19 protein-coding genes and 3 pseudogenes are annotated in these 24241 nt (G+C 28.9%); 10 read left to right on the top strand and 12 right to left on the bottom strand.

Going from position 1 to position 24241, the window contains the following annotated elements:
* Positions 1–507 precede the first annotated feature (507 nt).
* The 7 genes and pseudogenes from CAAU_RS15400 to CAAU_RS15410 form a co-directional block, all read right to left on the bottom strand.
* Complete coding sequence (locus CAAU_RS15400; RefSeq protein ID WP_341350037.1) at positions 508–855, bottom strand: ATP-binding protein; 348 nt, start codon at positions 853–855, stop codon at positions 508–510.
* A gap of 8 nt (positions 856–863) precedes the next feature.
* Positions 864–1280 carry an ATP-binding protein gene (locus tag CAAU_RS15405; RefSeq protein ID WP_008908845.1) on the bottom strand — a complete coding sequence of 139 codons (417 nt, stop codon included), beginning with the start codon at positions 1278–1280 and terminating at the stop codon, positions 864–866.
* Positions 1281–1293: 13 nt separating this feature from the next.
* Positions 1294–2967: a hypothetical protein gene (locus CAAU_RS07585; protein WP_008908846.1), complete on the bottom strand. Its 1674-nt coding sequence runs from the start codon at positions 2965–2967 to the stop codon at positions 1294–1296.
* 11 nt (positions 2968–2978) lie between these two features.
* The gene (locus CAAU_RS07590; RefSeq protein ID WP_008908847.1) at positions 2979–4136 is read right to left on the bottom strand and encodes a hypothetical protein; all 1158 of its coding nucleotides are present in this window, start codon (positions 4134–4136) and stop codon (positions 2979–2981) included.
* A 12-nt stretch (positions 4137–4148) separates the two neighbouring features.
* A complete protein-coding gene (locus CAAU_RS07595) occupies positions 4149–4511 on the bottom strand; it encodes a hypothetical protein (RefSeq protein WP_008908848.1) in 363 nt (120 codons plus the stop codon).
* Positions 4508–5533 carry a recombinase family protein gene (locus CAAU_RS07600; protein ID WP_278244341.1) on the bottom strand — a complete coding sequence of 342 codons (1026 nt, stop codon included), beginning with the start codon at positions 5531–5533 and terminating at the stop codon, positions 4508–4510. Before CAAU_RS07600 ends, CAAU_RS07595 begins: the two co-directional genes overlap by 4 nt.
* 63 nt (positions 5534–5596) lie before the next feature.
* Positions 5597–5986 (bottom strand): annotated as a pseudogene (locus CAAU_RS15410) (recombinase family protein); the annotation flags it as partial.
* 319 nt (positions 5987–6305) lie between these two features.
* On the opposite strand from CAAU_RS15410, the gene CAAU_RS07605 reads away from it, so the two are divergent.
* The 4 genes from CAAU_RS07605 (at position 6306) to CAAU_RS13940 (ending at position 14802) form a co-directional block, all read left to right on the top strand.
* Positions 6306–9836 (top strand): Eco57I restriction-modification methylase domain-containing protein, encoded by a 3531-nt coding sequence (locus CAAU_RS07605; RefSeq protein WP_008908850.1) that lies wholly within the window; start codon positions 6306–6308, stop codon positions 9834–9836.
* A 4-nt stretch (positions 9837–9840) separates the two neighbouring features.
* Positions 9841–12933, top strand: coding sequence for an SNF2-related protein (locus tag CAAU_RS07610; RefSeq protein WP_008908851.1), 3093 nt, complete (start codon positions 9841–9843; stop codon positions 12931–12933).
* 236 nt (positions 12934–13169) lie between these two features.
* A complete protein-coding gene (locus CAAU_RS07615; RefSeq protein ID WP_040306248.1) occupies positions 13170–13463 on the top strand; it encodes a hypothetical protein in 294 nt (97 codons plus the stop codon).
* Between the two features lie 106 nt (positions 13464–13569).
* Positions 13570–14802 carry an HNH endonuclease signature motif containing protein gene (locus CAAU_RS13940; protein WP_008908853.1) on the top strand — a complete coding sequence of 411 codons (1233 nt, stop codon included), beginning with the start codon at positions 13570–13572 and terminating at the stop codon, positions 14800–14802.
* Positions 14803–15618: 816 nt separating this feature from the next.
* On the opposite strand, the gene CAAU_RS07625 is transcribed toward CAAU_RS13940, so the two are convergent.
* From CAAU_RS07625 to CAAU_RS15200, 3 genes are all read right to left on the bottom strand, one after another.
* Positions 15619–16425, bottom strand: a complete 807-nt coding sequence (locus CAAU_RS07625; RefSeq protein WP_008908854.1) for an ExeA family protein — start codon at positions 16423–16425, stop codon at positions 15619–15621.
* Between the two features lie 2 nt (positions 16426–16427).
* Positions 16428–17696: a DDE-type integrase/transposase/recombinase gene (locus CAAU_RS07630; RefSeq protein WP_008908855.1), complete on the bottom strand. Its 1269-nt coding sequence runs from the start codon at positions 17694–17696 to the stop codon at positions 16428–16430.
* Positions 17697–17928: 232 nt separating this feature from the next.
* Positions 17929–18495, bottom strand: coding sequence for a DUF6431 domain-containing protein (locus tag CAAU_RS15200; RefSeq protein WP_008908857.1), 567 nt, complete (start codon positions 18493–18495; stop codon positions 17929–17931).
* 257 nt (positions 18496–18752) lie between these two features.
* Between CAAU_RS15200 and CAAU_RS07635 the strand changes: the two are divergent.
* The 5 genes and pseudogenes from CAAU_RS07635 to CAAU_RS14880 all read left to right on the top strand — a co-directional run.
* Positions 18753–19478: pseudogene (locus CAAU_RS07635) on the top strand (IS3 family transposase); the annotation flags it as partial.
* A gap of 35 nt (positions 19479–19513) precedes the next feature.
* Positions 19514–19642, top strand: a pseudogene (locus tag CAAU_RS15675) (DMT family transporter); the annotation flags it as partial.
* 108 nt (positions 19643–19750) lie between these two features.
* On the top strand, positions 19751–20458 hold the full coding sequence (locus tag CAAU_RS07640) for a B3/B4 domain-containing protein (protein WP_008908860.1): 708 nt from the start codon (positions 19751–19753) through the stop codon (positions 20456–20458).
* 18 nt (positions 20459–20476) lie between these two features.
* Entirely contained in the window at positions 20477–21169 is a 693-nt protein-coding gene (locus CAAU_RS07645; protein ID WP_008908861.1) for a radical SAM protein, read from the top strand.
* 464 nt (positions 21170–21633) lie between these two features.
* Entirely contained in the window at positions 21634–22083 is a 450-nt protein-coding gene (locus tag CAAU_RS14880; RefSeq protein ID WP_008908863.1) for an SIMPL domain-containing protein, read from the top strand.
* Positions 22084–22114: 31 nt separating this feature from the next.
* Here CAAU_RS14880 and pdaA read toward each other — a convergent pair whose 3' ends face one another.
* Together pdaA and CAAU_RS15415 are read right to left on the bottom strand one after the other, a co-directional pair.
* Positions 22115–23047 carry a delta-lactam-biosynthetic de-N-acetylase gene (gene pdaA, locus CAAU_RS07655; protein ID WP_008908864.1) on the bottom strand — a complete coding sequence of 311 codons (933 nt, stop codon included), beginning with the start codon at positions 23045–23047 and terminating at the stop codon, positions 22115–22117.
* Between the two features lie 245 nt (positions 23048–23292).
* Positions 23293–23415 carry a hypothetical protein gene (locus tag CAAU_RS15415; protein ID WP_008908866.1) on the bottom strand — a complete coding sequence of 41 codons (123 nt, stop codon included), beginning with the start codon at positions 23413–23415 and terminating at the stop codon, positions 23293–23295.
* A 211-nt stretch (positions 23416–23626) separates the two neighbouring features.
* On the opposite strand from CAAU_RS15415, the gene CAAU_RS07660 reads away from it, so the two are divergent.
* Complete coding sequence (locus CAAU_RS07660; protein WP_008908867.1) at positions 23627–24148, top strand: peroxiredoxin; 522 nt, start codon at positions 23627–23629, stop codon at positions 24146–24148.
* Positions 24149–24241: the final 93 nt, after the last annotated feature.

A 24241-nucleotide genomic window follows, 5' to 3' on the forward strand; every position in this document is an offset into this window, starting at 1 on the left:
ATTGAATGGCTTCTTCGAGTTTCCATAAATTACATCGTAACGATTAAGTGATGATAATTGTCACAAAAACCTCCCTTGTTTTGTCTTAATTGATAGAGACACACAGGCGGAGGGTTTTATTTTGAGAAAAATGTACAGTTAATAGTACTTTTAATTTTATTCAAATCGCCTTGGATCAACAAAAGCCGGTTCAAGGCTTCTACAATAGATAGTTCTATAATATGCAACATCACCGGGCAAATAGAAGGGCGATAATAACATTGCACTGCATATCCCAAAGAGAAAAAATTGAAGCATTCTTTATGAACAACGAAAAGAAAAATTCGGCATGACAACACCTGCCGAACTTAAATAGAGGCTGAGCGTATGACGGGTGCTGCCGTGTAGGTTGGAGCTGACGAGGTTGATATTGTATGGTCTGGACTGTTATTGTCAATCAAAATTCCCCACTTTCGGGAAGATTTTTTCCCCACCTGAAAATGTAAAAAAAATAAAAGCACATACTTTTTATTTTTCTTTAGGCAAGGATTCCTCAGCCATTGCTTTAATAACTCCTTCTCTTTGCTTCATTCTATAGCTCTCACCTTTGATAACTACAAAATGGCAATGATGAACAAACCTATCTAAAATAGCGGTAGCTAAGACAGGGTCATAAAAGATTCTTGCCCATTCCTCAAACACTTTATTCGAGGTTATAATTATAGAGACATTCTCATATCTTCTTGAAATTATTTCATAAAAATCATCGACGCTATTTTGATTTAGCTTTTTAAGGCCTAATTCATCTAATATAAGCAAATCAGGAGCTATATAATATCTAAGCTTTTGATGAAATGAGTTATCTGCCCTTGATATGTAAAGCTTTAAAGCATTTCATTTACGGTAGTAAAAAGTACTTTATATCCTTGGGCAACTGCCTTTAATCCTATGGAAATAGCTAAATGTGTTTTACCTGTTCCTATCGGACCTATAAAGGCCACATTTTCCTTTTTGTGGACAAATTCACAGGTCGCCAGATTATAAATAAATCTCTTATTAATATTAGGCTGATAATTAAAATTATATTCTTCAAGAGTTTTATGCTGCGGGAATTTTGCTTTACTTGTTCTTTTTATATTGCTGTTGTTTTGTCTATTTAGAACTTCATCATTTATTAATAATTCAAAGAATTCCATATAGGATAAGTTATTTTTCAATGCTTCCTCATTTCTAACATCAAGGGTTTTTATTATTCCTGAAAGTTTTAAATCCCTAAGACGGGATACTAATGAATCATTCATTTCATTAACTCTCCTAAAAATCTTCTCCATAGTTAATCAAATCTACCTCAAACATATATTGAACTTTCATTGTATTTGCTTCAGTCTTCTCAACAGGCTGTGCAAGCTTGGTATGTGCTCCAATAGGTCTGCTTGTTAAAAGAGCTTGAATACATAATTGAACATAGTTGTTATAAGCATAAGTGTATCTGCTTATCCATCTATCAGTACCAAGGATATTATGATAATAATAATTACCATAACCATTTGGAAAACTGAAATACATTTTATAGGCTTCAAGTAAATTCCCTTGAGGAGTTATAACTTGATAAAAGCTTGTACCGCCTTGAGTGCTTGTATAATAAAGATATATTCTATTTGCACTTCTATAAAAATTATAAATATAACATCTTCTTTCAATATTCCCGCTATTTCCAAACCAAGTGCTATTACCAATCTTAGGTTTAATATTCATATCCTGAACCTTATTGCCTGCAGCATCTACTCTAATCCATCTGTTTGTATAAACAGTTTCATTAAATTGGCTGTCTGTTCTTGAGGTGTATCCAATAATATCAATGCAACCATCAAGATAAATTCCATCACTAGAAACTGTTCTATATGTGAAAGGTACGTTATACGCTGTATCCTTAAAACTTTGGCTCATATTTATATCAACGTAGCTTAACTGCACTCCAACCTTTGTCCATTTATATATCCTTATATAGCTTTCACTATTTATGCTGTAAAGGTAATACCCAATAAAAACAAGCTCTCCATCTGGCTGAATATACGGGCAGACATGGCTAAGTCCATCGTATTTTCTTACTGCATTATTGCTATCTATAGTTAATGCATTTCCTTCTGAATTTAAAAGTTTAACAACCTTATCCCAAAACACAACATCATTTGTATTTATATCAAATGGAATCATAAGCCAGTGTCCTTTTAAGTTGTCTGGAAATTGAATATAGCTTGACTGTGTTAAGCTTGTATCCCTTGAATCTGCTAATATCCATCCCTTTGTTGGACTTGTAAATTTTATAGTTCTTGCATAAGAAAATAAAGTATACACCGCCCAGTATCTCTTAGGGTTTGTAGTATTATATACAGCATAATCTGAATCAGCTGTTTCCCTTCCATAGATTGCAGTTCCCAAATAAAAATAATCTTTATTGTCTGGGTCACCTTCGGCCCAGTAGATGCTCTCAATTTTCCCATTTGCCGCATGGGTTGGAAAGTCAAATACAAAATTCATCTTTATTTTAGAATCTGTAACTTCAAATTTTGATTCTGCTCTATTTATAGTTCCTCGCCTTGTATCATTTCCAGAGTAAGTAGTATTTCTATGAGCAAAGCCTATAATATTTCCCATAATTCTTTGCTCATTAGCATTTTCTGGTTTATCGTTGTCGGTAAGATAAAGATACTCAAACCAGCTATAATTATCACACCTTCTGTTACTGCCAGAACCCATTATTCCCTGAACAAAATGTCCTAAAAATGTATCTTTAAAATATAAATCTGGTATTAAGTTTTCTGTGTATGCCTCTTTTATTTTCTCCTTAGTTTCTGCATTAAAAAGTTCTAATAAGACCTTTCCTTTAATGCCTCTCTGCCTTTTACTCTTTTTACTTTCAGAAATCTCACCTGAAAGCAAATCTTTATTGTAAGCAACACTTTCATAAGATTGTCCTTCAATAAACATATCATCACCCCTCAGTTGTAAAGAATTTTTATCTTCCTTAATTTACACACATCATTTAAGGTTGGTTTATCTAAAATATAGGCAAACCTCAGTTTCCTGTTTTGAGCAATCATTGCGTTTAAAGCCGTATAATCTATACTTGTTAATATTGAAGGATTTATCCCGTTTGCAAGAAATGCAGCAGAATCTGTAATATCAATACTTTCAAAACTTGAAGTATTAATATTATAGGTAAGCCAGCTTAATCCCGAATCAACACTTAAGGCTATTCTTATCTTTCCATTGGTTGTAACGTCATTTAGATTTGAATCTTTCTTTGTGTATTGAACGACAGCTTCAAGTTTATTTATGGTTTTTCCATCATGTATATTAAAATCATAGTTTTGAATAATTACCTTCGGCTTACTTGATACTGTCTTTTCAATAAAGAATCTATTGCTATTTTTATTTGCCTTAACATCTGGATTATCAGTATAGATATAAAGAGCAGGCGAAGTCCCTGAAAGCCCTGCCATGGATGCAGGCAGAGTATCAACGCCGTAGGTTTTAAACATTTCTTCTGTAAGAGGTAAATCTCCAATTTTAGTCCAAGTGCTGCCTTGATAATTTTTAACTCCCTCACTATCCACCATAAGAAATTTCGTTATGCATGGAATATATGAACCTTCCTGCACTATGTAATTTTTACCCAGTGGGTCTGATGGAGTGAAAATATATGATTTTCCCGCTGTTAATGCCAATGATTGAGTGCCTACATTTGGATTTACAAAACTATTTGTGCCGTTATTAGGTATCTTCTCAACAACAAGCCTTATTACTCCAGTTTCAAAAATAGAAAGTTCCCAAATAAGGTCATTGCTGCCCCAGTTGCTATAGGAACTGTTTCCTTCAAACCTTATCCTAAAAAGCTTTGTGCTGTATTCTACTTCACTGGCATAATAAAGATTATTATAGCTGGCATCTCTTCTGTTAATACAAAGATGTTCTGATGCTCCCCCAAAGCCTACCCAGGTATTACCGCTTGTATACAGCTGTCTTACGGCTGAACCATTGTAATTAAAGTTAAAGCCTATATCAGGAAGAGTTACTGTACTATCATCATTTCTTGTACCATAAAGTGTCATTCCTGCATTTCCTTTTGGAAGGGATATTTGATTTATAACTGGCATTCTCATCTCCTCCTAACCTTGCTTAAGATATGCATTTATTGCAATTAAATCCTTATAAAGTGTAGTATCCGGCACATTTGCAGCATAAATTACGCCATTTCCTAAGTCCTCAATATATCCGCCTTCTCTTTTTAAAACAGGTTCTTTTATAGTAGCTCTATTGTAAAAGTCATAGGTTCCATCTTTGTTTTTATCGTAATCAGAACTAAACTCAACCCAGTCGGCATCAAAAGCATAGCTGCTTGATTTACTGTTATTAAACTCTTCTATAATTCCCATTACATTTAAGGTTAACTTTGGGTTTCCATGAGATATAGCAGCAATATTAAATCTTGTATTGAAATTCTCAAGACTATAGCTATCTACTCCATTCATGTGGAGTGCTGTGTGTTGATAGAAAGAGCTGAAAAATAAACAGATGCCCCCGAAAATCTATAAAAGATTTTTGGGGTGCCATCTGCTTTTATTTCTATTCTTTCTATGAATCTATTCAATATATCAGGTGTTAGTTCTTTTATATTTATTATCATATTTTTTAAGTTATCTAAGTCTTTGAGTGAAAAGTTTTTAGAAATATCATTTATTATTGTTTGATTTTTTTCTAAAACTGTAGTTAAATTATTAATTTTTTTGTTTGTTTCAGATATAAACATATCATAGTCTTCTTTATTTATTTCTTCGTTTATAAATTTATTAAGTGCTTTTCTCTTTTGTGCTTTTAAGTTTTCTATTTCTTTTTTATAATTCTTAATTTGTTTTTCTAATTTATCTATATTAGTTTTAACTTTTGCTTCAATTGTTTTAATAAATTTTTCATTATCCAACTTTGATATTAAATTTTTAATATCATTAAGTATAATAGTTTTTAATTCATCCTCTTTTATAAGATGTTCATTACATGCTTTACTGCCATGTTTATTATATGAACCACATATATAACCTTTTCGATTCTTTTTATAGTGCATTCCGTGTCCACAATCAGCACAAAAAAGTATATTTGTGAATAAATGAGTTTGCTGTTGAGGACGAATTCGTCTCCTTGATTTTATTAGTTGTTGTACTGCTAAAAATTCTTCACGTGATATGATAGGTTCATGAGTATTTTTTAAAATAATGAATTCGTTTTCGGATTTATATTTTCTTTTTTTAGAAGTTACACTAACTGTTTCACTTCTTCCTTGAACAAGATCACCTACATAGTGAGGATTTTCTAAAATAGCCCTGACAGTCGAACCATGCCATTTATCACTTGCATTAGCTTTCCCTGCAATTTGTGATGGAGTAGGAATTCCCTCCTCATATAATTTTTTTGCAATTGCGTCAAATCCTTTCCCACTAAGGTACTCTTTAAATATTCTTTGAACAATTTCAGGTGTATTATCATTACGTTTATACAATTTACCTTTTTCTAAGTAATAGCCATAAGGAGGTATTGAACTTGTAAAATATCCTTTTGAAGATTTAATTTTAATTGCACTTTTAATTCTTCTACTGGTATTTTGGGATTCTGTTTCGTATAACCATGCGTATATACCGAACATATTTGAATTTGAATCTACAGTATTTATTGCACCGTCAAGAGTTATAATATGAATGTTATTAGCTTGTGCTATATTTTTAATTTGATAGGATAATTCACCATTTCTTGCAAGTCTTGATAGCTCTTTAGCCATAATAACATCAAATTTTTTATTTTTAGCATCATTTATCAGTCGTTGTAAACTTGGACGTTTTGATGTTGTCCCTGATTCAATATCTACATAGAAATCATATATATCCCATCCTTTTTTAGAGATATAATCGATGAATAAATCTTTTTGATTTTGTAGAGATGTTTTTTGTTCTTCATGTTCAGTTGAAACTTATTTCTATTTACATCTATATAAATGGAAAAATAGCAACTATAGTTTTAGATTATAATTTAGCCTTAAGTTAACACGATTAATTTATAAGTAAAGACAGACAAGTGCAAATTTAAAGTAGAACTCATGATTCTATATGATTTACAAAACAAATATGATAAAATTATTATTAAGAGCAATATATATGAAAGTGTATTAAAATTTTATAATTATACAATAAATTAGGTGTTAATTATTTGATTTTTAATATAAATTTTTTATTAAACTTACAATATTAAAATACATAGCAAAATGGAGGTTCAAATATATGAAAATTGATTTTTCGTCATTGAATAGTATCAAAGAAATTTTTTTAAATTTAGGCTACCAAGATAACTCTATTTATAATTTTGATCCCAGTTTGAATGATTTAAACTTTGAAGAAATAAAAAACATGCACTTAATTAGCAATACTTATGACTTTAAAATTTGGGCTATTGAATTAGAAGAACTTCGAACTGATATAATGAATAAAATTGCTTTTAAATTTTACAAGACAAATCCTTTTGAATACAACTTGTTGATTTTTTACAATTCATCATTTAATACAATAACATTATTACATTATCACAGAGAAAAGAAAGGTAAGCTTAAAATAAGAAGGCTGAATATAGAAGATAACAGAGTTACTGCAACCGATAAAGAAATTATAGAAGAATTATCCATAAAAAATAGAGAAATAATAGATAGTTGGGATATATATGAAATACATAAAAGGGCATTTGACATAGAAAAGGTTACAAAATCGTTTTTTGACGAATTTAGAAAACAAGTCGAATTTTTATCAAATAACATAAAAGGTATTAATAATAATGAAAACAAAAAAAATTATGCAGTATTAATAATAAGTAGAATGATTTTTCTTTATTTTATACAAAAAAAAGGTTGGCTAAATGGGAAAAAAGATTATCTTTATGATAGATTTGTGTATTGTGAAGAAAACAAGTTAAATTATTATAAAGATATATTAGAACCATTGTTTTTTGAATGTTTAAACACTCCCCTTGACGTTGGTATGATCAAAAATAGATCTGAAAGAGCAAGAAAACTTTATGAAAATTTTAAAAGCGTAACAGATATTGAATGTAATTCGAAGTTTAGAGGTATTCCATATTTAAATGGTGGATTATTTGAGCGAAATCCTAAGTATGAAGTAGGCAATGATATTTCCATAAGTAATGAAGTTTTTAAAGAGTTATTTGAGAATCTATTAAATAAATATAATTTTACTGTAAGAGAAGATTTAGGATATGATACAGACATAGCAGTTGATCCAGAATTATTAGGTAGAATATTTGAAAACATGATAAATGTACAAGAACGAAAAAAGACGGGTAGTTTTTATACCCCAAGACCAATTATTAGCTTTATGTGTAAACAATCATTGAAGGAGTATTTATTTAATAAGGTTAAAGTAACTGATAAAGAAAAAATTGAACATCTAATCAATTTCCTTGAAGATGAAAATTTATATGGAAAAATTAAAGTTGTAATAGATGAACAAAAAAAGATTAGTGAAGAAATAAATGGTGAGAAATTTAAACTAACGATGGAAGAAGCATATGAATTATTAGGATTATTAAATAAAGTAAAGATTTGTGATCCAGCGGTTGGTTCAGGTGCTTTTATTTTGGGGATGCTACAGCTTTTAGTTTTAATAAAGTATAAAATAAATTTATACGTTTTTAATAAGCATATTGACTTTTATGAGACCAAAAAAGAAATAATAAAAAATAATTTGTTTGGAGTAGATATCCAAGAAGGCGCTATAGATATTGCAAGATTGAGACTTTGGCTTTCACTTGCTGTAGAATATGAAGCTAAATCGATAGAAGATGTGAAGCCATTGCCTAATTTAGCATATAAAATTGTTCAGGGAAATAGTTTGATTTCTAAATTTGAAGACGTAGATTTTGACGAGAAAATATTAAATAGTGAAAACATAGATCAAGTTAGTATGTTTCCTGACTTTTATGATGATATTTTTAGTAATTTAAAACAGTTAATTGCTAAATATTTTGATGCCACAACAGATAAGAAAAAATTGGAAGAAAGAATATATAATCTTGAATTTGAATTAATTAAGAAGATTTTAAAGGATAATAATAAATATAACTCAGAAGAAGATGTAATAAAAGTTCTTGAAAAAAATAAAGAAATGTATTTTTCATGGTGCTTAAATTTTCCTGATGTTTTTATTAACAATGATGAGAGAGGATTCGATATTGTAATAGGAAATCCACCTTATGTTAACACAAAGGATGTTAATAAACTTGAGTATAAAGATAGTTTACAAAAAGTATATGGTTTTAGAGATGACTTGTATAACCATTTTACTTATAGAGCCTTTCAGTTATTAAAGAAGAATGGGATATTAGCTTTTATAACTTCTAATACATTTTTTACTATACAAACGAAACAGAATATGAGGCAATTACTTCAAGAAAAACATATGATATATTTAATTGATACTCCTAAAGCATTTGAAGCATTAGTAGATACAGCTATTTTTATTGTTAGAAATGCTATTAAAAAATCAGATTATAAGATGACGTTTATAGATGCAAGGAAGGCAGACATAAATGCATTTTTAAACTTAAAAAATGCACAAGGTGTAAATATATATGATGTGAACATAAAAATTTATAGAGATAATCTTATGAATGTATTTTTTAGACCAGATGGATTAAATATGCAGATATATAAAAAATATATTCCAGTTATGAAAGAACTTTATACAAAATGGTGGGATAAAATTTCAACAAGTAAAGATATAGTAAAAAATCATAGTGCCATAGATGAATATAGAAAAAAATTAAAGCCAGGAGATATTACACTGCTTGGTCTTATTACAGAGGGAGGACAAGGACTTGCAACAGGTAATAATGGCAGGTTTGTCGGTGTATTAGAAGGGACAAAATACGCAGAAAAAGTTAAAGAATCACGAATTGAAAAATTTTATGATTGCATTATAACTGATGAAAAGATAAAAAAGAAAATAATAAAGTATTTTCCTGAGATCAAAAATATCAATAGTAAGTTAGAAGTTAAAGATTATTTAAATTCATTAGGAGAAAAAGATATTAGGAATTTGTTTGATAAAATTAAGGATGTAACTGATAGAGACATATTTGGGCAGGGATATATTTATAGAATAGTATCAAAAGATGAAATTGCAGATGTAGAAAAGATCACGGATGAAGAAAAGTTAAATGGAATTGAAGGTGAAAAAACTTTTGTTCCATATGATAAGGGAGACAAAGAAGGAAACAGATGGTATTTAGAAACTCCGTATTATATCGATTGGAGCAGAATTAATGTTAAAATGCTACAGTCATCAGATAAAGCAAGATGGCAGGGTTATCAGTATTATTTTAGAGAAGGATTTTGTTGGATAAATGTTCTTAATCCTAATAGTGAATATATAAAAACAAGATTAAAAAAAGCCGGTGTATATGATGTTGCGAGTATGAGTTTATTCAGTATTTTTGAAAATACCGACGATAAATATTTAGTATTACTGATAAATTCTTATTTGTTGTTTTTAATAAAACATGATTTTATAAATAATACTGTTAATGTTCAAATAAACGATATAAGAAAGCTTCCAGTAATAATTCCTAATAAGGAACAATTAAATTATGTAGATAATATTGTAGATAGAGCAATTGAAATTAAGAAAAAACAATTTAATGGTGAAATACCACAAGTTGAAGCAGAAAAGATGTTAAATGAAATTCAAGAAGAAGTAGATTTATTTGTTTATAAGCTTTATGGAATTAATCCAGATTTGAGGTGATGGGATGGGAACAAATATACCAGAAATAATTGATAATAGAGAACATTTTCTTAAAGATACAATCAATAAGCTATTAAAATATGCTACTAATGTAGAAATGGCAACCGGCTATTTCTACATTAGTGGGTTTGATTTAGTAAAAGAAAATATTAATGATAATTGTAAAATCAATGTTGTTATTGGAGATGAAACTGATAGGATAACAGCTGAAGAAATTGCTGAAGGTTATAATTTAAGGAAAAAATACTATATAAAAAATGAAATAGAAAAAGACATAAAATATTTAAATGACGATCAAAAAATAAACGTCTATGAGTTATCAGAATTAATAAAACAAGGGAAAATAGATTTTAAGATATATGTTAAGGATAAATTTCATTCAAAGGCATATATATTTGATGTTTTATATAATGGTGAAATGCAAGAAAGCTATGCAATTGTTGGATCAAGTAATTTTTCAAAAAGGGGATTGGGAGATGGTAATTTAGCAAATACGGAACTCAATGCAGTATTAAGGCAACCATCTCAAGTTGAAAAAGTAAAAGAATGGTTTAAAAGGATATGGAATGAAGCAGAAGATTTTAATGAAGATCTTTTAAGAATTATTGATGAAAATATAACTGTTGAAAAATTAGATTATTCTCCGTTTGATATTTTATTAAAAACATTATATGAATTTTACAAGGATAATAATTTCTTAAATAAAGATATAAAATTTAATTTAGATGATTTAGCTGAATTTCAAAAATTTGCAGTCAAAAGAGCATTACAAATACTTGAAAATTATAATGGAGTAATAATTGCAGATAGTGTGGGACTTGGAAAAACATATATCGCAAAGGGTTTATTAAGATATTTTATTAATAATAGGATGAATGCTTTGATATTTTGTCCTGCATCTTTAAAATCAAATTGGGAAGTTGTAATAGATGAGTTTCAAATACCGATAAAAATAGTTTCTCAAGAAAGTATAGGAAGAGATGGTGTGGAACAAAAAGATTTTGAAAATGTTCAAGTAATTATAATTGATGAAGCACATAATTTTAGAAATGAAACAGCAAATAGGTATAAAGAGTTAATTAAAGTGATTATGGATAAAAAAGTAATTCAACTAACAGCAACACCAATAAATAATTCTATAAAAGACTTATATAATTTGCTTGTATTATTTTTAAAAGATGATGAATTTAAGAATAAATTAGGGATTAAGAGTATTTATGAAGTATTTAGAGATTATGAAGGTAATAAAAATAAAATAATGGACATATTAAATGAAGTAATGATAAGAAGAAGTAGAACTTTTATAAAGAAAAAATATGGAAACAAGTTGAATTATGAAGGAAAAGAATTTAAATTCCCTAAAAGACATTTGTTTAAGATAAACTATAATATTGCTCATGTATATGGATATAATATTTTTGAGGAAATATCCAAAATTTTACAGAATTTAAATTTACCAATTATAACAAGAGAAAAATTAACGGAGAAACAGGAAGCGTTTACAAAAGCATTAATGAAAACAATCTTTTTAAAAAGATTTGAAAGCTCAATAGAAGCATTTAGAATTTCGATAGAAAAACAGAAAAAATATTGCGAGTTGGTATTAAGAGGAATTGAAAAAGGGTATCTGTTGTGTAAGAAAGATATTTTAGCAAATTTAAATTCTGAGGATTTTGACATAGAAGATGAAAATATAAAGATCGATATAAGTCAGTATAATGCTGATATAGATAAATTAAAAGAACTATTTGAAAAAGATTACGAGAGTTTTGATTTTATTTTGCAAAAAATTAGAAATATAGATGCGGATAAAGATATGAAACTACAAACTTTAATAAATTTTATTAATGAAAAATTACGTGGTAAAAAAGTTCTTATTTTCACAGAGTTTAGCGATACAGCAAGGTATTTATATAAAAATTTATTAGATACAGATTTTGGAATTGTTGAAGAGATAGATAGTGAAAATAGCAAAAGTGGAAGAAAAGAAAAAATTATAAGCAGATTTTCACCATCTTTTAATCCAAGGTTAGATAATGATGATAAAGAAATTGATATTTTAATTTCTACTGATGTTCTATCTGAAGGACAAAATTTGCAAGATTGCAATATTATTATAAATTATGATTTAACATGGAATCCTGTAAGAATTATTCAAAGGGAAGGAAGAATTGATAGAATTACAACTAAATTTGATGATATATATATTTATAATTTTATGCCTGATGACAAACTTGATGAAATATTAAACCTTGTTGAACGATTAGAAAAGAAAATTAATTATATAAATGAAACCGTCGGCAATGAAAATAAAATAATTTCAGAAGATAAAAGGATAAATGATTTGACTTTTAATGATAATATAGAAAAATTAAGGGAATTAGCAAAATGTAACGATTCTAATATATTGGATGAATTAGAGGAAGAAAGAGAATCAATAATTCCTTCAGAAGAATATATGCTGGAGGATTATAACGAATTTATTATTCAAAATGATAGTATTAGAAATTATGTTAAAGCTTTAAAAGATGGAATTTTTTCTATTGTTCGAAGTGATAAAAATAAAGGAGTATTTATGTTTTTTAAGGTAGGAAGTGAAAATTATCTATTATTTTATGACATTATTACAAATCAAATTATATCCAATAAATCTTTAGTTTATAGTATTATATCAAATGGTAAAAAAATAAGATGGAAACCATTAAAATTAAATATAAATTGGGATATAGAAGGGATTTTAAAAGAAGGAGAAAAATACGTAGAGAATATTCAGAACAATTTAAGACAAGTAAGGGCATCTATTAAAGAAATTGATCCAATACAAAGAAAAATAATGGAAAGAATCGAAGATATGCTGGGAGATATAAAATTTAGAAGTAGAATAAAACCAGAACAAAGATTAAGAAGAAAAAAGATAATGCAACCCTTACACAAAGGCACGCTTATGAAATTAAAGGAATTAAATATAGATAATCTAACGGATGAGGAATTTTTAGATAAATTAGACGAGATTCTTTCGTATGTAGAAATAGATAAAAATAATGAAGATATTAATAATAAAGAGATAAGACTTATTTGCTATGAGATATTTGTTTAATAGAAATAAGAGGGGTAAGTATTTACTCCCTTTTTGTTTTATAGGATTTTTAATAATAATTATTTTAAGAAAAAGGATTGAAAAATAAGCAATGTTATTTAATCCATTGCATATTTTTTATATACTATAAAATACAAAATATTACAAAAAAGGAATATATTTGACATATAAGTGATTATTTATTATAATTTTTATTAAAGTAAAGGTCTCATAATAATATGGAAGGGGATAAAGATATGTATACAGTGCTTTCAATATTTGATGATAAAAGTGTAGATGCGTATGTTTTACCTAAATATGATGTTGAAATAATAAGATTTATTGAAGAAGCTAACAAGCATTGTAATGGTATTGGAATTATTGTGGTTGAAGGGGAATATGCTTCAACTAATATGAGAATATCAGAATTTAGAAATGTGTCAGATATAATTGATATTTATTCTTTTTTAGAACATCAAGATGATGATACTTCTTTTGTTTTATTCTACAAGGAAATTTGTAACTATATAAATGAAATTTATAAAAAGTAAATATTATTTGATAAAAAAATTTTACTTTTTAAAATAAAATTTTGATAAAAAAATATAATATAAAACAAAGTTAATAGTTCCAAAATTTAAAAAGGAGGTGGTACTGTTGTATTGTATAAAGTATCCAGGGGATTTAGATAAAGACGGATATCCGGTTATTGGGAATAAAAGGGTAATAGGGTCTATAGTGACTAAAAATATTGGGAGACAAATTCAAGATGATGAATGTATATATCGTATTTGCAATAGAAAAGATTGCATGAATCCTAATCATTTGAAGGTAGTAAACAAGAAAGAAAGTAAAAGAAATCTTCCTTTGAAGCAACAATATACTACATTAGAATTAACGAAAGAAAATATATATTTAGTTAAGTATCTAAATGCTAAGGGAGAACGAAAAGAAGATATTTGTAATTTTATAAAGGTTAAATTTGAAGGAAGCAATCATGAAATAGCATTACCTGATGAGATATTTAATTTGATTATTAAATGCAAAATGTGGGAAGACATTGATATGGAAAATAAAGAAAAAGTTGAAGCGTTAATTAAATTAGATAAATATTTTGATGATGAGAATAAATGTATAGAAGTAGATTTTCAAGATGGTTATGCATATCCATATGTTTATGATAAAAATAAAAAAGTATTTGCTCATAGATATGTATTTACAACAGACAACGATGAAAAAATGCTTGAGGGAAAAGTTATTATGCATAAATGTGATAACCCAAGATGTGTAAGACCTTCTCATTTAGAGTTGGGAACACAAAAAGATAATATTGAAGATAAAGTTAAGAAAAATAGGCAATATAGGTATTGGGATTTAGATAAATATATTGATAAGATAATTTATTTAAAAGATATCGAAGGAAAAAGTTTTGAAAATATATCAAAAGAAATTTCAAGTATTATAGGAAAAAAAGTAGATAAGAAAACCATAATGAATAGATACTATAAGAATAAAAAATTTCACTTTAAAAAAATAACGCAAAAAGAGATTGTATTAGATAACATAGATAAAATTTTGATATATAGAAATGATTATGGTTATTCTTATAGAAAAATTGGTATTTTATTATCAAAAGAAAAGGGTATTAGTAAGGCTATACCAGGTCAATTAATAAAAGAGGTATATATTAAAGAAATGGGAAAAAGAGGACTTAAAATACCTGAGACACAAACTAAAATGGACTTGATAATAAAAAATAAATCTGAAGTTCAAAATTTAATACAAGATGGAATCAGCTTAAGAGAAATAGCAAGACGTTTAAGTGAAAAACTTAAGTTTAAAGTTAATCATACACAAATTAAAAGAGTATTAATGCAAGACTATAGTTAAAAAATATAGGATCAAAATGCTAATAGTAGCAAATTGCTCCTGTATTTTTGTGTCAAATATAATAACTTATGTAAAATTGTATGAAAAGATTTTGTTAAGAAATATAAATTAAACAGACCTTGCTACATCAAACAATATTTTTTAAAAAGATATCTATCGTCAGCAATTCTCACATGTGGAGTGTGTGGTGTTGATGTCAAGGTTGTAAGCCTTTATTTTACTAGGTTTCCGGAAGTACATCCAAGTTGTCTACTCAACCTAAAGGTTCAAAATACGTACATGGGAACATATCGACGATTATTTTTGAGGTAAAATTTGAACTCCAAAATTAGCAGGGTTGAGTTGACAGATTAGATAACGGCCTTTTTTCATAGGGGTTGAGGAGACAAGATGGATGTACATTTAATGCAGGTATACTCATTTTCTGAAAATACATTATTTATTATGTATAAAGTTGCATAGTGTAAAATTATTGTAGGACGAAAAAAGACAAAAATTTAAAAGAGACAACCCCTGTGATAAAATAAAAGTGAAAAAAACACACAAACCAATAAGGGGGTGTCTCTTTTGAATAATATTATACAACAACATTTAATAAATTTCACTACTAAATTAATAAAAAATGTTGAGGAAACTATATCATGTTACGGAGCAAATTATTTCATCTCAAAAAAGTCAAATTAATTTAACCTAAAAAACATTTAAAAATTGCTAAAAATCCAATGATGAAATAATTTGCACCACAAAAAAACAACAAAAAAGTCAAATTATTTAGTCTTAAACAAACATGAAAAAGTGAGGGATAACCCCTCAAGATTAAGCCGAAATATTAACCTCAGACTGAGCTTCGTAAATAACTTCACTATCAATGACCCTTGTGTTTTTGTTAGCTCCAGCAATCAAACTCATTCTTGCAATTGCATTTAATGGTCTTAAAAGGCCATTAGAGCTTGAATATAAAAGTTCAAGTGCATCTTCGGTAAATATAGGCTCACTGCAGCCAGCAATTTTAAGCATATAAGGAATATAGAGCTTAACTTCATCCAATGTTAATCTCTTTAGAGAATAATTTACAACAATTCTTTGCCTTAATGCTTCATGGGGTTGCCTTTGAATTTGAGATATAAATTGGGTTTGACCAGAAAGAATAAGAACAGCACAATCTTTAGAATCCATCTGAAAATTAAAAATTATCCTTAAATCATCAAGTATTGAATTTTTAAGGAATTGAGCTTCATCCAATATAATGACAGGGGTTATGTTTTTGCTGTGGTAGTATGTGTATATCGATTCTTGTATCTGCTTAAACATAGAAACCTTTTTAAATGATGGAATAATACCAAGGCCATCACAAAGGGCCCTGTAAAAATCCATAACAGTTAGAGTAGATAGAGGAATATATACACATTTAAAAAGATTAGGATTTAGAGAATTAACAAAATATCTTAAAAGAGAAGACTTTCCAGAGCCAGGCTCTCCAGTTAAAAGCCCAAAACCCTTAACATTTTTTAAAAAATCAAGTCTTGAAAGGGCTTGATTAAAGTCATTTGATTTAAAGAAAAATTTATTATCAATATCCTTTTGAAAAGGGTCGAAGGAAAGGCCATAAAAAGCAGTAAACATAATTAAACCTCCTTTGGATTTGTAGAAAAACTTGAAAAATCAATAGGTTTAATGTTTTTTTGCCTTTTAACTTTAGAATTGTCGATTTTGTTAACTGGGTAAATAGTATCCAAAATACGATTGTCATCAGAAAAAATATAGGCTTTATCTAAAGATGAAGGGTCATAACGAACATTAATTCTTTCACCAACATACTTAAAAGGAACCTCAAAGGATAAGTTGAGTATTTGGATGGTGCAGTCATTTCTAACCTTGCGAGTAACGCGATAAAGAAACATATAGTCAATCTCCTGTTTTGAAGGGATAAATTTTATCTTTTCAATATGCTTCATATATTTTTCAATAGGCTTTTGCTTTATTGATGAATGATAACTGACATTGTAGACACCTTCAACATATTCTTGCAAGGACACATTTAATTCCTCAAGGGAAGAAAATTTAGAATAATCAATACTACTAAGCCACTGTTCCTGCAGAGTTTTAAACCACCTTTCAATCTTGCCTTTTGATTGAGGAGAATATGGTCTTGCAAAACAAAGGATAGTTCCTAAAGAAGCACAGATAAACTCCATTTGTTCAGACTTGTAAACCTTACCGTTATCAACGAATATTTTCTTAGGGATGCCTCTTTTAGAAACAGCGTCTTTAAAAACTGATAAAAGAGAGACGAAATTATCCTCAAAGAAGGCTCTACAGCTAACGACTAATCTTGAAGCATCATCTAAGAAAGCAATAATATATGTTTTATGTTTTTTACCGTCGATAGTTAAGTATGGACCAGAGGAAATATCAGACTGCCAGCAGTCGTTAGGATATTCAAATTCAAAAGCCCTTCTTTCAGCTGATTTGTTTTCTAAAGGAAGGGAACTTTTGCTTAAAAACCTTTGAACAGTTGAAAGAGAAATTTCGCCTAAAGAAAAATATCCACGGGCAATTAATTCAAAATAAATGGACTTAGCAGAGCGAGAAGGAAATTCAGCCTTACAGGATAAGATAAATTCTTTAGCTTCATCGGATAATTTTCTGAAATTACCCTTATCCTTTCTAAACTTAGGATAAAGACCATTAATACCATACTTTCTATACAAGCGAAGCCAATCCTTAACAGTAGAAGGAGCAAATTCTTTTTTACCAGCAGGAGTATCATACTGTTTAGCACAAATTTCTTGAAAATATTCTTTTACTGAAGATTGAGTATATGTATTGGTGATGACTGGTGCAATGAGAGAATAACGAAAAAGAGCAATCTTTTGCCTTAAATCTTCATCCATAACAAAACCTCCTTTTTAATTTATACTAAAATTATGGACAAATTCTAAGGAACATATCCTTATCAAATTATGTGGGATGAATTGGATGAGAGTAAAATGGAAATACATGGGCAAAATGGAAATGAAACAATATGAAGCGGGACATAAAAGGAACAAAAAATGCTTAAATAAATTGCAAAAGGAATCAAAAAAAGCAAAAAAGGGATACTCTCCTTAATAGTATTACTCCTAACTAAGAAGAAAAGAAATATGAAGGCATTGAATCAAAGTATGAAGTATTGAAAGATATATTTTTTCTTTCATAAGAAAGGATGTATTTAATCAAAATGCCTAAATTATTTAAATCAACCTCAGGATAAATGTCAGTAAAATTAGCAAAGAACGATTTGATTTCATTAAATTTAGAGATAAATCTTGAGTGAAATCTACTTAAAGAAGAATGATTAAGAGCACAGAGAGATTTATATTTCTTAACATGAGAAATAATTTCACTATATGAAAAATCCATGACAAAATTAAGGAATAGAAGAAAAAGAATAGTATAAAAAGAGTATTGAAAATATGGGACAAGAAAGTGAGGTAAAAGGGCATGAGTTTTTTTACAAGATGGGCATTTAACACGTAGAACTTTGATTTTGTAAGTTCCAAAGACGGTAATGACGTTGCGATAATAGTATCCATGCCTATGGAGCTTACCCAAATAGCCACAATTTTTACAGCCATATTGAGTTGGATAAAAAGAAGCTTCCCCTAAAGACAAATATGGATGAATAAAGTTAGAAAATTTGGATATAATCATAATTAAAGAACAACAAAATTTCAGATTTAGGGGAAAAGCGTTGATTTAAAAGAGTGGGCTTTTCCCCTATTCTTTTGTTGTTCGGTTTAATATGATTATTTGTAAAAAAATAAAAAATTATGCATCGACAAAGACGGAGAAATTTGACTTAAAAGAATGCAAGTTATTTCATCCCATAGAAATATACGAGGTTAAAATAATTTGAATTTTTGACCTGATTTTTGGATGGAATAATATGCTGTTTAACAATGTACGAGGAAGAAATACTGAAGATCTATAAAGATAGTAAAGGTCGTTATGGTGCTCCCAAAATACATAAAGTGCTTCGTGAAGAAAGAGGACATGCCATAAGCCTTAAGAGAGTCCAAAGGATTATGAAAAAACTAAATATAAAATCCATAATTATCAAAAAATTCAGACCTCACTCTTCCAAAAGCAAAATAGAGGCTAAAGAAAACGTTTTGAAAAGAGATTTTTCAACAACTACAATAAATGAAAAATGGGTTACTGATATAACTTATATTTATACACTTAAAGACGGATGGTGCTATCTTGCTTCAGTTTTGGATTTTCATACAAAGAAAATTATTGGCTATGCTTTTTCAAAGACTATGGATACAGAACTAGCTATAAAGGCTGTAGAAAATGCCTACATAACTCAAAAACCAAAGAATACTGTTATACTCCACAGTGATTTGGGCTCCCAATATACAAGCTCTAAATTTGATGATTATCTTAATGAACATAATATAGTTCATTCCTTTAGCGGCAAGGGATGTCCCTATGACAATGCTTGTATAGAATCCTTTCATGCTACACTAAAAAAGGAAGAAGTAAACTTAGCTACATACTATGACTTTGATGCTGCAAGGCTAGCTATATTTGAATATATAGAATCCTGGTACAACAGAAAAAGGCCTCATAGCAGTATCGGTTATATGACTCCTCAACAGCTTGAAGATGCTTTAAGAAAAACTGCATAAAAATTTGAGCTTTTGTGTCTACTATATTGACATAAATCCAAACTATTGGTAGTGTAGTCTTAGGTATTATTTTATTTAAAGAACCGATTAATTTGATGCGTCTGATTTGTATTGTATTTATAGTTGTTGGAATCGTTGGTCTAAAAATAATATCGTTAGACTAATAATCTCATATAGTTTAGAAAGAATAAAAAATAAGTATTACTTTACCGAAAATAAGTGTTAAGCGTAAAATATGTAGCTATCTTATTTTAATATGAGGAGGAATTAAAATGAAAAAGTTCGTTATTGAAGATGATTTTTGGAGTTTATTTCCTTATGCAAAGATAGGAATCATTATCTGCAATGGTATAGATAACTCCATAAAGAATGAAGAGAAATACAAAGAAATGCTTTTAGAGGCAGAAAAGGAAGCCTTAAAATATCTACAGAATGAAGAATTTAGCAGTAACGAAGTAATAAAAGTTTGGAGAGAGGCATTTCAAAAGTTTAAAACAAAAAAGGGTGCAAGGTCATCTATTGAGGCGTTATTAAAGAGAGTGCATAACGGGAACCATTTAAGGACTATTAATCCGCTAGTTGACATTTATAACTGTATATCATTAAGATATGCATTACCATGTGGTGGTGAGGATATTGATACATTTGTTGGTGATATTAGATTGACTAAGGCTGTTGGTAATGAAAATTTTATTACATTAGGAACGGATAAAAGTGAACCTCCATATGAAGGTGAGATAGTATATAAAGATGATGTAGGAGCAATTTGCAGGTGTTGGAATTGGCGGGAATCAGTAAGAACAATGATCACTGAAAATACAAAGAATGCTTTTTTGTGCATCGAATTAATTGATGAAAAAAGAACAGAAGCGTTTGAGAATGCTTTGAAAGATTTGGCAAAAACAGTACAGGATAATCTAGGCGGAACATGTAAGATTTCAATTCTTGATATTAACAATAAAGAAATATTAATAAAGTAATTTAAGGAGGATAAGGTGATGGGGGTTTTCAGTTATAAAGATATTTATATTGAAGATAGAAGGAGGGTACTGGAGGTAAATATACTTCCTGAAAAGTATTGTAACTTTGACTGTATATTTTGTCCTATAGGAAGGTCGCAAAATAAGGTGGATACCCAAAAGTCATTTGATGAAATGGAAAATTCATTAAAAGAACTGGAAATCATTATTGAAAATACAAAAGCAGAATTAGTCTTTATTAACTCAAAAGGAGAAGCCTTAATCAATGATAAAATTGGCGATATTATTGATCTAATTAAAGATAAAGGTTTACCTGTAAGACTGCTTTCTAATGGATATTTACTGGGTAGAGATGAATATATGAAAATTGCTGATAAATGTGATGAGGTTATTGGAGAGATAAAAGTAATAAAAGAAGAGGATTTTCAAAAAATCCAAAGACCGATTGAAGGGTATACGTTAGAAGAATATATTTCAAACATGGTTTCCTTTAATAAACAATACAATGGTAAATTTATATTAGAAATAACTATAATTAAAGGTTATAACGATGATGAAGAATCAATTCAGATGATAAAAAATACTATTAAAAAAATATCTCCTGACAAGATAATTGTCACAAGAATAGAAGATGAAAAATTTAAGAAAAAACTTGGTATAGCTGATGAAAGATTTAAAGAAATTTCAAATACATTGCTAAATAATTGGTAATGCCAATAATAATCTTATATTGATAACTTAACAGGGAATTTTGGACCCTGTTTTTTTCTTGCTTAAAAATAAGGTTCTATGTCAATAGTTGGGGTGGGCAAATTATTCAGATGCCCGCCCTTGTAAATTTCCAAGGAGTTTTTATGTAATTGAGATTAAGTTAAGCAAAAGCTTTAAAAATGGGCATGACAAAAAGGCCAATCAAAATATTTTGTGGGTTAATTATATTTTAGCAAAGCTGGCATCTGAATAAAGTGCTTTTTTGTATTTAAAGAAAAAATGTTGAGGTTTATTTACCACCCCAACATTTATTATAGAACCATTTTTATAAAAGAATTTATCACAATTTACTGCAAGAAGACTCCCACCTCTTTAGGTGGGAGATGAATTGTATATACTAACTTGGAAAATTGAAAATATAGTATATAATAAGAAGTATATACTAAACGAAAGGGGGTGCAATGATGGAAGTAACAAGAGTAATAGTAATCCAGCTTAAACCTACAAAGGAACAAAAAATAATATTAAGGCATCTAACATATTCTGCCTCTAAACTTTGGAATGTAGCAAACTACAATATAAAGCAGGGGAACATAAAACCTAAGGAATTAAAACCTACCCTCAAGGAAAACTTTTGGTATAAAAATTTACATTCACAATATTATTACACAAAAATTGCTGACTTAAAGGTGGATATGTTAGGGCTTGCAACCAAGGATGCAATGCAAAGAGCAGAACAAATTGCCAAAAATACAGGGATTAAAATAGGCAAGTTAAAATCAGCGAAAATGGGTGTTTTTCAAATTACAGCACCTTATTCTACGGAAGTATCGGATTATGGAATATTCGATACTATGTCAATAAATAAAGAGATAACAGCCGTAGTAAATTGTGAATTTGAGATAAAGGATTAAAAAAGTAGGCACTTTGTTTAAAGTATAGTGCCTACTTTAATTCGGTTAATGGTTTAAACTCATATCCTAATTCGTGAAGTTTATCTATTATGGTTTCCAAAGCCTCGGTATTGCTTTTAGATACAGCATGAAGGAGCATTATTTCTCCATTGTGATATCTATTCATGACCCTTTCAATTGTTACTTCTACAGGCGGCTGCTCATTAACAAGCCAATCTTTGTGGGCAAAGCTCCAAAATACAGTTTTATATCCTAATTTTTGAGTATAATAGAGGGATCTTTCGCTAAATTTACCCATAGGTGGCCTGAAGAATTTTGGCATTTCTTGCCCAGTAACCTCTTTAAAGGCTAATTCAGTATCTTCAAATTCCTTTTTAAATTTATTAAAATCTGTAGCCTTAGAAGGCATAGATGGGTGGGTAGAACTATGGTTACCGACAATGTGACCTTCTTCAACCATTCGTTTAATAAGTTCTTTGTTTTGGTTAATATACGGTCTTGTTACAAAAAATGCAGCCTTTACGTTTTTCTTTTTTAGGATTTCTAAAATTTGAGATGTATAGCCATTTTCATAACCTTCATCAAAGGTAAGGTAAATTTCTTTTTTGGTTGTATCTCCTAGATAATAGGCATCATATTTTTTAAACATTTCTTGCATTGCCTTTGGAATTTCAGGGGGCATATGGTTTCTGCTGGGTGAAAGTCCAAAATCGTATTCTTTATTGTCGATCATCTCATTATCAGTTTTCTTTACTGTTTCTAAATCTTTTACGTCTTCAGGTGAGATCTCATTGATAACTTTATTTGTTTCATTTTCTGTTATGTGTTTTGTTCCCCCTTTAATATCTTTATTTTGCTCATTTAAACTTGGGGGTTTTGGTGAATCTTTTGCCATATCTAAAGGTTTACTTTTACAAGATGTTAACATAAATAATGCAATTATAAGTGAAAGAAATCTTTTCATCGGTCTTCTCCTTTCTTTTGTCTTTAAACTTATTTTGCATCAAAAGGCATATAATTATCAACAGGATAAAAATAGAAATTTTATTGATTTAATAAAAAACTCCACCATTTGCCTGGTGGAGTTTTTTTATCTTGCACCTGTTCTTTCTCTATTTCTAAATAAAGTTCCAATGTAAATTGTCAAAGGAATAGCTATAACATGGAGTATAATCCAATAAGTCCATCCCATCCTTGGTGTATACATATTTATACCTCCTTATTTCTTTCTCTTCTTATCATTGAACTTCCTATATAAAGGAGTAGAGGAATAGCGATAATATGAATTAAAAGCCACCAACCCCAACCAATTGTTGGTGTAATGTTTGTCATATTTACACCTCCAAATATTATATTTCTCTTACTTATTTTTAACTAATTTTATAATAATATTCGTTGTTAAATAAACTTTCTTAAAATTAGCTGCTTTTTAAAATTATTTTTATAAAATAGGGAAAAATATACTTGTAAACTACAAACAAAAGATGTATAATATTAATAGATAATAATTATTAATTAATATAAATTTTAAGGAGGTAACACTATGGAAAGACTAGTTGGTAAAAAAGCACCAATTTTTGAAATGAAGGCGGTTAGTGGCGACGGACAGGAATTTATAAAGGTTAAACTTGATGACTATAAAGGAAAGTGGCTTGTTATGTTCTTCTATCCACTTGATTTTACATTTGTTTGTCCAACAGAAATTACAGGTTACAGCAAGAGGGTAGATGAATTTAAAAAATTAAATGCAGAGCTTCTTGCAGTAAGCACTGACAGTGAATATTCACATCAAGCTTGGATTAAGGGTAACCTTGGAAAGATCAATTTCCCACTTGCTTCTGACTTTACAAAGACAGTTTCAAGAGACTTTGGTGTGCTTGTAGAAGAAGATGGGGTTGCTTTAAGAGGATTGTTTATAATAGATCCCGAAGGAAATGTTAGATATTCTGTTATCCATGATTTAAACATTGGTAGAAGCGTTGATGAAACATTGAGAGTTCTTGCTGCCCTTCAAACTGGAGGACTTTGTCCAATAGATTGGCATCCAGGTGAAGAAACTCTATAAAAGTATTGACTTTAAGTTTATGGTGTGATAAATTAAATTTAGAAAAGCCCACGAAGGGTTTAACCTTCGTGGGTTTATTGTTTTAAGGAGGGG

Source organism: Caloramator australicus RC3, assembly GCF_000297115.1.
In the GTDB taxonomy this organism is placed as follows: Bacteria; Bacillota; Clostridia; order Clostridiales; family Caloramatoraceae; genus Caloramator; species Caloramator australicus.

Excerpts from the sequence above, each read along its gene's own strand:
- CAAU_RS15405 (WP_008908845.1), bottom strand. The coding sequence starts at position 1,280 with ATGAATGATTCATTAGTATCCCGTCTTAGGGATTTAAAACTTTCAGGA.
- CAAU_RS07585 (WP_008908846.1), bottom strand. The coding sequence starts at position 2,967 with ATGTTTATTGAAGGACAATCTTATGAAAGTGTTGCTTACAATAAAGAT.
- CAAU_RS07590 (WP_008908847.1), bottom strand. The coding sequence starts at position 4,136 with ATGCCAGTTATAAATCAAATATCCCTTCCAAAAGGAAATGCAGGAATG.
- CAAU_RS07595 (WP_008908848.1), bottom strand. The coding sequence starts at position 4,511 with ATGAATGGAGTAGATAGCTATAGTCTTGAGAATTTCAATACAAGATTT.
- CAAU_RS07605 (WP_008908850.1), top strand. The coding sequence starts at position 6,306 with ATGAAAATTGATTTTTCGTCATTGAATAGTATCAAAGAAATTTTTTTA.
- CAAU_RS07610 (WP_008908851.1), top strand. The coding sequence starts at position 9,841 with ATGGGAACAAATATACCAGAAATAATTGATAATAGAGAACATTTTCTT.
- CAAU_RS07615 (WP_040306248.1), top strand. The coding sequence starts at position 13,170 with ATGTATACAGTGCTTTCAATATTTGATGATAAAAGTGTAGATGCGTAT.
- CAAU_RS07625 (WP_008908854.1), bottom strand. The coding sequence starts at position 16,425 with ATGTTTACTGCTTTTTATGGCCTTTCCTTCGACCCTTTTCAAAAGGAT.
- CAAU_RS07630 (WP_008908855.1), bottom strand. The coding sequence starts at position 17,696 with ATGGATGAAGATTTAAGGCAAAAGATTGCTCTTTTTCGTTATTCTCTC.
- CAAU_RS15200 (WP_008908857.1), bottom strand. The coding sequence starts at position 18,495 with ATGATTATATCCAAATTTTCTAACTTTATTCATCCATATTTGTCTTTA.
- CAAU_RS07640 (WP_008908860.1), top strand. The coding sequence starts at position 19,751 with ATGAAAAAGTTCGTTATTGAAGATGATTTTTGGAGTTTATTTCCTTAT.
- CAAU_RS07645 (WP_008908861.1), top strand. The coding sequence starts at position 20,477 with ATGGGGGTTTTCAGTTATAAAGATATTTATATTGAAGATAGAAGGAGG.
- CAAU_RS14880 (WP_008908863.1), top strand. The coding sequence starts at position 21,634 with ATGGAAGTAACAAGAGTAATAGTAATCCAGCTTAAACCTACAAAGGAA.
- pdaA (WP_008908864.1), bottom strand. The coding sequence starts at position 23,047 with ATGAAAAGATTTCTTTCACTTATAATTGCATTATTTATGTTAACATCT.
- CAAU_RS15415 (WP_008908866.1), bottom strand. The coding sequence starts at position 23,415 with ATGACAAACATTACACCAACAATTGGTTGGGGTTGGTGGCTTTTAATT.
- CAAU_RS07660 (WP_008908867.1), top strand. The coding sequence starts at position 23,627 with ATGGAAAGACTAGTTGGTAAAAAAGCACCAATTTTTGAAATGAAGGCG.